This window comes from Streptomyces sp. UNOC14_S4 (assembly GCF_020740835.1).
Classification (GTDB): domain Bacteria; phylum Actinomycetota; class Actinomycetes; order Streptomycetales; family Streptomycetaceae; genus Streptomyces.
The window spans coordinates 1-8269 of sequence record NZ_JAINFC010000348.1; the positions used below are offsets into that span (position 1 = coordinate 1).

The following is an 8269-nucleotide window of genomic DNA, read 5'->3' on the forward strand; positions in this document are numbered from 1 at the left end:
TCTCGTGCCCGTGCCCTCCGCCCGGCGTGCTGTCGCCGCCCGTGGGCACGATCCCGGGCTGCGGATCGCCCTTGCCGCCGCGCGCCTGCTGCGCCGCTCCGGGCTGCCCGTCCGTACGGCGGCGGTGCTGCGGCAGCGCAGGTTCGTCGCCGACCAGGCGGGGCTCGGTGCCCGGCAGCGGCAGGCGAATGTGTTCGAGGCGCTGGGGGTAGTCAAGGGAGGGGAGAGGCTGCTGCGCAAGAAGGGGGTAGTGAGGCCGGTGGTGCTGGTGGACGACCTGTTGACGACCGGGGCGTCACTGACCGAGGCTGCGCGCGCTGTCTCCGGAGCGGGTGGCCTGCTGCTCGGGGCCGCCGTGGTCGCCGCCGTGGAGCGTGCGCCCCTCGAACGCGCCCCCAAGAAAAGCGGAACTGCCGGGGAACGCCACTCGTTCCTGATGGAAACGGCCGGGAAACACCTGAATGGGGGTACGCCTCGGTAGGGGCTACCGACAGACGTCCGGGCGAGATATGTTCGGTTGTGAGGAATGGCAGGAGCTATGCCTCAGATCTCCGGATGGCGCGTTTCGCGCGCTTTCGACAAAGCTTGAAGAAGCTGGGAGCCGATGGGGTGTAGATCTTGTCGGCGGGGGAGGAGGAGGTGAAACCGCCGAGTCGGTGGCTCCGGAAATCCCCGGAGCTTGTTGCAAGAGGGATGCGCTCCGCACCTTCGGCGGGGCGATCCGGGAACGGAGTTCTGCGTGGACATCGTCGTCAAAGGCCGCAAGACCGAGGTGCCCGAGCGCTTTCGCAAGCACGTGGCCGAGAAGCTGAAGCTGGACAAGATCCAGAAGCTCGACGGCAAGGCGATCAGCCTCGACGTGGAGGTGTCCAAAGAACTGAACCCCAGGCAAGCCGACCGCTCCGACCGCGTGGAGATCACTCTGCGCTCCCGCGGCCCGGTGATCCGGGCGGAGGCGGCGGCGACCGACCCGTACGCCGCGCTGGACCTGGCCACGGCCAAGCTCGAGGCGCGGCTCCGCAAGCAGAACGACAAGCGTCACACCCGCAGGGGCAACGGACGCATTCCCGCGAGCGAGGTGGCGGTCGCCGTCCCCAACGCCGCGGAGCTCAACGACAGCGGTGAACTGACCGCGGAGCAGGCCATGGACGGAGTTCCCGTCACCCGCATGGGATCACTGGAGATCCAGGGCGAAGGCCCCCTGGTGGTCCGCGAGAAGACGCACACAGCGGCACCCATGCCGCTCGACCAGGCGCTCTACGAAATGGAGTTGGTCGGCCACGACTTCTATCTGTTCGTCGACTCCGAGACCAAGCTGCCCAGTGTCGTCTACCGACGGCACGCCTACGACTACGGCGTCATCCGCCTCAACGCCGACCCGCTGTTCGAAGCGGAGCCCGGCGGGGCGGGCGGAGCGCTCGGCGGCTGACCCGAGGAGCCCGGGACACGCCCGGGGGCCCTCGCGATCCGCGTCGTAGCCACCACGAAGGTGCCCAAGGAGCGCCCGTGCGCTCCCTGGGCACTCTGTGCGACGGCGGGAGCACCGCCCGCGCGCTCGGCATGAAATCATGGCGGGGCGGCGGCCAACGACCGGCCCGCCGAAACCGGTTGGGACGGCGCAGCGAAGTGCAACCGCGAGGGGCTCTGGGCCTTCAGGGGTCTTCAGGGGGAGGAACAATGGCGGACAGGTTCGGGCCCGTACTCGTGCCCGGCGAGGACGACGACGAGGCCGTCTGCGCGGACCGGGGCGGCACCCGCGAGGAGCCCATCCGGGTCCTGGTGGTGGACGACCACGCGCTCTTCCGCCGGGGCCTGGAGATCGTCCTCGCCCAGGAGGAGGACATCCAGGTCGTCGGCGAGGCCGGCGACGGGGCCGAGGCCGTGGACAAGGCCGCCGATCTGCTGCCGGACATCGTGCTGATGGACGTGCGGATGCCCAAGCGCGGCGGCATCGAGGCCTGCACCTCCATCAAGGAGGTCGCCCCCAGCGCGAAGATCATCATGCTGACCATCAGCGACGAGGAAGCCGACCTCTACGACGCCATCAAGGCGGGGGCCACCGGCTATCTCCTCAAGGAGATCTCCACCGACGAGGTGGCCACGGCCATCCGCGCCGTCGCCGACGGGCAGTCGCAGATCAGCCCGTCGATGGCCTCCAAGCTGCTCACCGAGTTCAAGTCGATGATCCAGCGCACCGACGAGCGCCGCCTGGTGCCCGCGCCCCGGCTCACCGACCGCGAGCTCGAGGTGCTCAAGCTGGTCGCCACCGGGATGAACAACCGCGACATCGCCAAGGAGTTGTTCATCAGCGAGAACACGGTGAAGAACCACGTCCGCAACATCCTGGAGAAGCTCCAGCTCCACTCCAGGATGGAAGCGGTGGTGTACGCGATGCGGGAGAAGATCCTGGAGATCCGCTAGGCAACCCCGCGCCCCCGCAAGGGGCGCGGGGAACTGCGCGGTCGGCCACAGCGGACCCCGCAGTCGCGCACCGGGCTACGAGGCACCCCGGTAGGCGCCGGGGGCCCGGGGGTGAAGCCCCCGCTCAAGCCAACGCGGCGCGCAGCGCCGCACCCAGCGGAGCGTCATCGCACCGCTCGATACGCACCGCGTCGCACCCCACCCACTCCGCCGCCTCCCGCAGCGCCTGCGCCATGGGGGCCACCGCCTTCGCGCCGTCGAGCGATACCTGACGGGCGACCAGCGTGCTGCCCTCGCGGGCCGGGTCCACCCGCCCGGCCAGTCGCCCGCCCGTCAGCAGCGGCATCGCGAAATAGCCGTGCACCCGTTTCGGCTTCGGCACGTACGCCTCCAGCCGGTGCGTGAAACCGAAGATCCGCTCCGTGCGCGGCCGGTCCCAGATCAGCGAGTCGAACGGCGAGAGCAGCGTCGTACGGTGCCGACCCCGTGCCCCGTCCGCCAGCGCGGCGGGGTCCGCCCACGCGGGTCTGGACCATCCGGCGACCTCGACCGGCACCAGCCCCGTGTCCTCGAGCACCGCGTCCACCTGCTCGCCCTTGAGGCGGTGGTAGTCCGCGAGGTCCGCCCGGGTGGCGACGCCCATCGCCGCGCCCGCCTGGGCCACCAGACGGCGTGTGCACTCGGCGTCGTCCAGCTCGTCGTGGAACAGCTCGCCGGGGACGGCGCGCTCCGCCAGGTCGTACACCCGCTTCCAGCCGCGGCGCTCCGTGCAGACGACCTCGCCGGTGTCGAGCAGCCACTCCACGGCGATCTTCGTCTCGGACCAGTCCCACCACGGGCCGCCGTTCTTGGCGCCGCCCAGCTCGGTGGCCGTGAGCGGGCCGTCCGCCGTGAGCCGGTCGCGGACGGCGGCGCACGAGCGGTCCGGGTCCTTCATGATGTGCCAGCGGTGGCCGCGCGCCCGGAACGCCCGCCGCCGGAACGCGAACAGCGGCCATTCCTCGATCGGCAGGATGCACGCCGCGTGCGACCAGTACTCGAAGCTGTGCGGTGGCTCGCCCGGAGCGGAGCTCCCCGCCGGCCGCGGCGTCCAGTACGCGGACTCGACCGCGCCCCGGCCGACCGCGCCGAGCCGGGCGTAGGGCACCAGCTCGTGCGAGCGGGCCAGGACCGAGATGGTGTCCAGCTGCACCGCGCCCAGGTGCCGCAGCACGCCGCGCACCCCCGCCCGCCGGTCCGGCGTCCCGAGCAGGCCCTGGGCCCGCAGTGCGATGCGGCGCGCCTCGTCCGCGGACAGCTGGTGGACGGGGCGAGGGCCCTTGGCGGCAGCGGCAGTTGTCACTCGGGAGACCATGCCGCCACCCTAGGACCCGCCACTGACAACACCCCCTGATCCAGCAGGTCAGTTCAGTCGGTTCCAGCGGTTCCAGCGGTTCCAGCGGTTCCGGCGGATCCGGCGGATCCGCCGGAACCGGGCCGGCTCAGGCCCGTTCGGGAAACGGCAGGTAGGGCGTGGCGGACGGCAGACCGAGGTCCGACGGCAGCAGGGAGCCGGTCCACGCGTCACGGCGGGTGCCCGCGTACGGGACCTTCGCCCGCAGCGTGCCCTCCATCCGGAAGCCCACCTTCAGCGCGACCGCGCGTGAGCCCTCGTTCCCGGCCTCGGCGACCCACTCCATCCGCTCCACGCCCAGCTCCTCGAACGCCCAGCGGACCACTTCGCGCGCGGCCTCCGCGGTGTAGCCGCGGCCGCGCTGCTCCTTGGCGGTCCAGTACCCGAGCTCCGCCTGGCGCGCGGGCGGCTGCAAGGCGAGCCGTACCAGGCACATCGACCCCACCAGCAGCTCTGCCCGGTCTTCGTGGCCTTCGGGCCGGGTGAACACGCCCCACGTGTACATGGTGTCCCCGCGCCAGCCCGCCGGGCAGACCTCCTCCAGGAACGTCCTGGCGTCCTCTCGGGTGTAGGGGGAGGGGACGCTGGTCCAGCGCGGGATGTCCGGGTCCTGGCAGGCGGCGCGCACGGCCTCCACGTCGGAGGAGGTGAAAGGGCGCAGCGTCAGGCGCCCGGTGGTCAGCTGTACGGGTTCCATGGGCGGAGTGTGAGCGGTGTGCGCATCCTCTGGCGAGTGTTTTTCACCGTTGACGATGATCGTGGAGAAATGTCACACGCCCCGGCACCTTTGTTCCGTCCCATTCGTTCACCGTGAGGGTGATGCCCGGCTCAGGCCCTGACGGACCTCCCGGCGCGGTGGGGTCCTCGCTTACGATGGCCGTTGCGGCGGGGACTGTCCCGTCGTGCCCGCGCACCCTCCCCCTGCCCGGCAGCGGGGGCAGCCACAGTGCCAGGCCCGACCGGCAAGGAGTCAGCCTACGTGTCCGTCTTCGGCAAGATCATGCGTGCAGGAGAAGGCAAGATCCTGCGCAAGCTGCACCGCATCGCGGACCAGGTCAATTCCATCGAAGAGGACTTCGTGGGCCTCTCCGACGCCGAGCTGCGGGCCCTCACCGAGGAGTACAAGCAGCGCTACGCCGAGGGCGAGAGCCTGGACGACCTGATGCCCGAGGCCTTCGCGACGGTCCGCGAGGCCGCCAAGCGCGTCCTCGGCCAGCGGCACTACGACGTCCAGTTGATGGGCGGCGCGGCCCTGCACATGGGCTATGTCGCGGAGATGAAGACCGGTGAGGGCAAGACCCTCGTCGGCACGCTCCCCGCGTATCTGAACGCCCTCTCGGGCAAGGGTGTCCACCTGATCACGGTCAACGACTATCTGGCGGAGCGCGACTCCGAGCTGATGGGCCGGGTGCACCGTTTCCTGGGCCTGTCGGTCGGCTGCATCCTCGCCAACATGACCCCGGCGCAGCGCCGCGAGCAGTACGGCTGCGACATCACCTACGGCACGAACAACGAGTTCGGCTTCGACTACCTGCGCGACAACATGGCCTGGTCGCAGGACGAGCTGGTGCAGCGCGGGCACAACTTCGCGGTGGTCGACGAGGTCGACTCCATCCTCGTCGACGAGGCCCGTACGCCGCTGATCATCTCCGGCCCGGCGGACCAGGCCACCAAGTGGTACGGCGACTTCGCCAAGCTGGTCACCCGGCTGAAGAAGGGCGAGCCCGCCAACCCGCAGAAGGGCGTCGAGGAGACCGGCGACTACGAGGTCGACGAGAAGAAGCGCACGGTCGCCATCCACGAGGCCGGTGTCACCAAGGTCGAGGACTGGCTGGGCATCGACAACCTCTACGAGTCGGTCAACACCCCCCTCGTCGGCTACCTGAACAACGCCATCAAGGCGAAGGAGCTGTTCAAGCGCGACAAGGACTACGTCGTCATGGACGGCGAGGTCATGATCGTCGACGAGCACACCGGCCGTATCCTCGCCGGCCGCCGCTACAACGAGGGCATGCACCAGGCCATCGAGGCGAAGGAAGGGGTGGAGATCAAGGACGAGAACCAGACGCTCGCCACCATCACCCTGCAGAACTTCTTCCGTCTCTACAGCACGCTCTCCGGCATGACCGGTACGGCGATGACCGAGGCCGCCGAGTTCCACCAGATCTACAAGCTCGGCGTCGTCCCGATCCCGACGAACAAGCCGATGGTCCGCAAGGACCAGTCGGACCTGATCTACCGCACCGAGGTCGCCAAGTTCGACGCGGTCGTCCAGGACATCGCGGAGAAGCACGAGAAGGGTCAGCCGATCCTCGTCGGCACCACTTCCGTCGAGAAGTCGGAGTACCTCTCGCAGCAGCTCGCCAAGCGCGGCATCCAGCACGAGGTCCTCAACGCCAAGTACCACGAGCGCGAGGCGCAGATCGTCGCGCAGGCGGGCCGCAAGGGCGCCGTCACCGTCGCGACCAACATGGCCGGCCGCGGTACGGACATCAAGCTCGGCGGCAACCCCGACGACCTCGCCGAGGCGGAGCTCCGGCAGCGGGGTCTGGACCCGGTGGAGCACGTCGAGGAGTGGGCGGCCGCGCTGCCCGCCGCCCTGGAGCGTGCCGAGGCCGCGGTCAAGGCGGAGAACGAGGAGGTCAAGGACCTCGGCGGGCTCTACGTCCTGGGCACCGAGCGGCACGAGTCCCGCCGTATCGACAACCAGCTCCGTGGCCGTTCCGGCCGTCAGGGCGACCCGGGCGAGTCCCGTTTCTACCTGTCGCTGGGCGACGACCTGATGCGCCTGTTCAAGGCCCAGATGGTCGAGCGTGTGATGGCCATGGCCAACGTCCCCGACGACGTGCCGATCGAGAACAAGATGGTCACCCGGGCCATCGCGTCCGCGCAGTCCCAGGTCGAGCAGCAGAACTTCGAGACCCGCAAGAACGTCCTCAAGTACGACGAGGTCCTCAACCGGCAGCGCGAGGTCATCTACGGCGAGCGCCGCCGTGTCCTGGAGGGCGAGGACCTGCAGGAGCAGATCAAGCACTTCATGGACGACACCATCGACGACTACATCCGTCAGGAGACCGTCGAGGGCTTCGCCGAGGAGTGGGACCTGGAGCGCCTGTGGGGCGCGTTCAAGCAGCTCTACCCGGTGAAGGTCACCATCGAGGAGCTGGAGGACGCCGCGGGCGACCGCGCGGGCATCACCGCCGAGTTCATCGCCGAGTCCGTCAAGGACGACATCCACGACCAGTACGCGGCCCGCGAGGAGCAGCTCGGCTCCGACATCATGCGCGAGCTGGAGCGCCGCGTGGTGCTGTCCGTGCTGGACCGCAAGTGGCGCGAGCACCTCTACGAGATGGACTACCTCCAGGAGGGCATCGGCCTGCGCGCCATGGCCCAGAAGGACCCCCTGGTCGAGTACCAGCGCGAGGGCTTCGACATGTTCACCGCCATGATGGAGGGCATCAAGGAGGAGTCCGTCGGCTATCTGTTCAACCTGGAGGTCCAGGTCGACCAGCAGCTGGAGGAGGTCCCCGTCCAGGAGGAGGCCCCGGCCCTGGAGAAGATCCAGGACGCCGTGCCCGCCGCCGCCCGTCCGGAGATCCGCGCCAAGGGCCTGGAGGCCCCGCAGCGCCCCGACCGCCTGCACTTCACGGCCCCCAAGGTCGACGGTGAGGGCAGTGTCGTCGAGGGCGACTTCGCGAGCGGCGAGGGCCCGACCCGTTCCGAGGCCGACGGCATGACCCGTGCGGAGCGCCGCAAGGCGCAGAAGAACAGCGGTGGCCGCCGCCGCAAGAAGTAACAGCGGGAAGCAACAGCCCTCGGCTGCCGCGAGGCGGGGTGCGCACCCATCGACGGTGCGCGCCCCGCCTCGCGCGTTCCCGCTTCCCGTGCTGCTGCTCACGCCCGGTCCCCGCCCAGCTCGACCGCCGCGCACCGCCACCGCTCGTCCGGGCCCTGCTCCAGCCGGAAGGCGAGTGCCTGGACGCGGTCCCCGGAGGCGATCCGGGCGAACGCCTCGATGACGCCGGGCCGCGGCCGGAACTCGTCGCAGCGCCAGACGAACGGGGCGCGGCCCGGCGGCGGGGGCCGCAGCGGTGTCCCCTGGGCCAGCGCGGCGAGCCGCTCGTAGGCGTCCGCCAGGGTGTGCCCGATCATCCAGTGGACGGGGCGCTGGCCGCTGAGGGCGAGCAGTAACCGCTCGGCGAACCAGTAGCGCGTCACCCGCTCGCGCTCCCGGTGCCGCGCCGCCGCGCCCGGCTGGGGCCGCCTGGCGTCGGTGCGCCGGGGCGGCCCGGTCCTGGCCGTCCTCCCGGCGGCCCTGCCCGGTCCGGTGGTGCCGGTGATGGTGCGCTGCATGGCGATCGCCCCCGTGATGCCCGGGCCCGGTACGTGACCGGGCGTGCCCCCTCGGCTGTGGATGATCTTCTACCGGCGGGCTCGCGGGGGCGATCGCCATGC

At 70.4% G+C, this 8269-nt stretch carries 7 protein-coding genes; 4 read left to right on the forward strand and 3 right to left on the reverse strand.

What is annotated here, in order from left to right:
• The 3 genes from K6I34_RS25895 to K6I34_RS25905 form a co-directional block, all read left to right on the forward strand.
• The coding region (locus K6I34_RS25895) for a ComF family protein (protein WP_374231013.1) at positions 1 to 481 on the forward strand (481 nt) is incomplete at its 5' end.
• Positions 482 to 739: 258 nt separating this feature from the next.
• Positions 740 to 1429 (forward strand): ribosome hibernation-promoting factor, HPF/YfiA family, encoded by a 690-nt coding sequence (gene hpf / locus K6I34_RS25900; RefSeq protein WP_229329030.1) that lies wholly within the window; start codon positions 740 to 742, stop codon positions 1427 to 1429.
• Positions 1430 to 1677: 248 nt separating this feature from the next.
• Complete coding sequence (locus K6I34_RS25905; RefSeq protein ID WP_229329032.1) at positions 1678 to 2421, forward strand: response regulator transcription factor; 744 nt, start codon at positions 1678 to 1680, stop codon at positions 2419 to 2421.
• A 124-nt stretch (positions 2422 to 2545) separates the two neighbouring features.
• On the opposite strand, the gene K6I34_RS25910 is transcribed toward K6I34_RS25905, so the two are convergent.
• Both K6I34_RS25910 and K6I34_RS25915 read right to left on the reverse strand, forming a co-directional pair.
• A complete protein-coding gene (locus K6I34_RS25910; RefSeq protein WP_374231014.1) occupies positions 2546 to 3775 on the reverse strand; it encodes a winged helix-turn-helix domain-containing protein in 1230 nt (409 codons plus the stop codon).
• Between the two features lie 127 nt (positions 3776 to 3902).
• Positions 3903 to 4511 (reverse strand): GNAT family N-acetyltransferase, encoded by a 609-nt coding sequence (locus K6I34_RS25915; protein ID WP_229329042.1) that lies wholly within the window; start codon positions 4509 to 4511, stop codon positions 3903 to 3905.
• A gap of 282 nt (positions 4512 to 4793) precedes the next feature.
• Here K6I34_RS25915 and secA point away from each other — a divergent pair, with 282 nt between their 5' ends.
• Entirely contained in the window at positions 4794 to 7610 is a 2817-nt protein-coding gene (gene secA / locus K6I34_RS25920) for a preprotein translocase subunit SecA (RefSeq protein WP_229329044.1), read from the forward strand.
• Between the two features lie 98 nt (positions 7611 to 7708).
• Here secA and K6I34_RS25925 read toward each other — a convergent pair whose 3' ends face one another.
• Positions 7709 to 8167: an Rv3235 family protein gene (locus tag K6I34_RS25925; protein ID WP_229329045.1), complete on the reverse strand. Its 459-nt coding sequence runs from the start codon at positions 8165 to 8167 to the stop codon at positions 7709 to 7711.
• Positions 8168 to 8269: the final 102 nt, after the last annotated feature.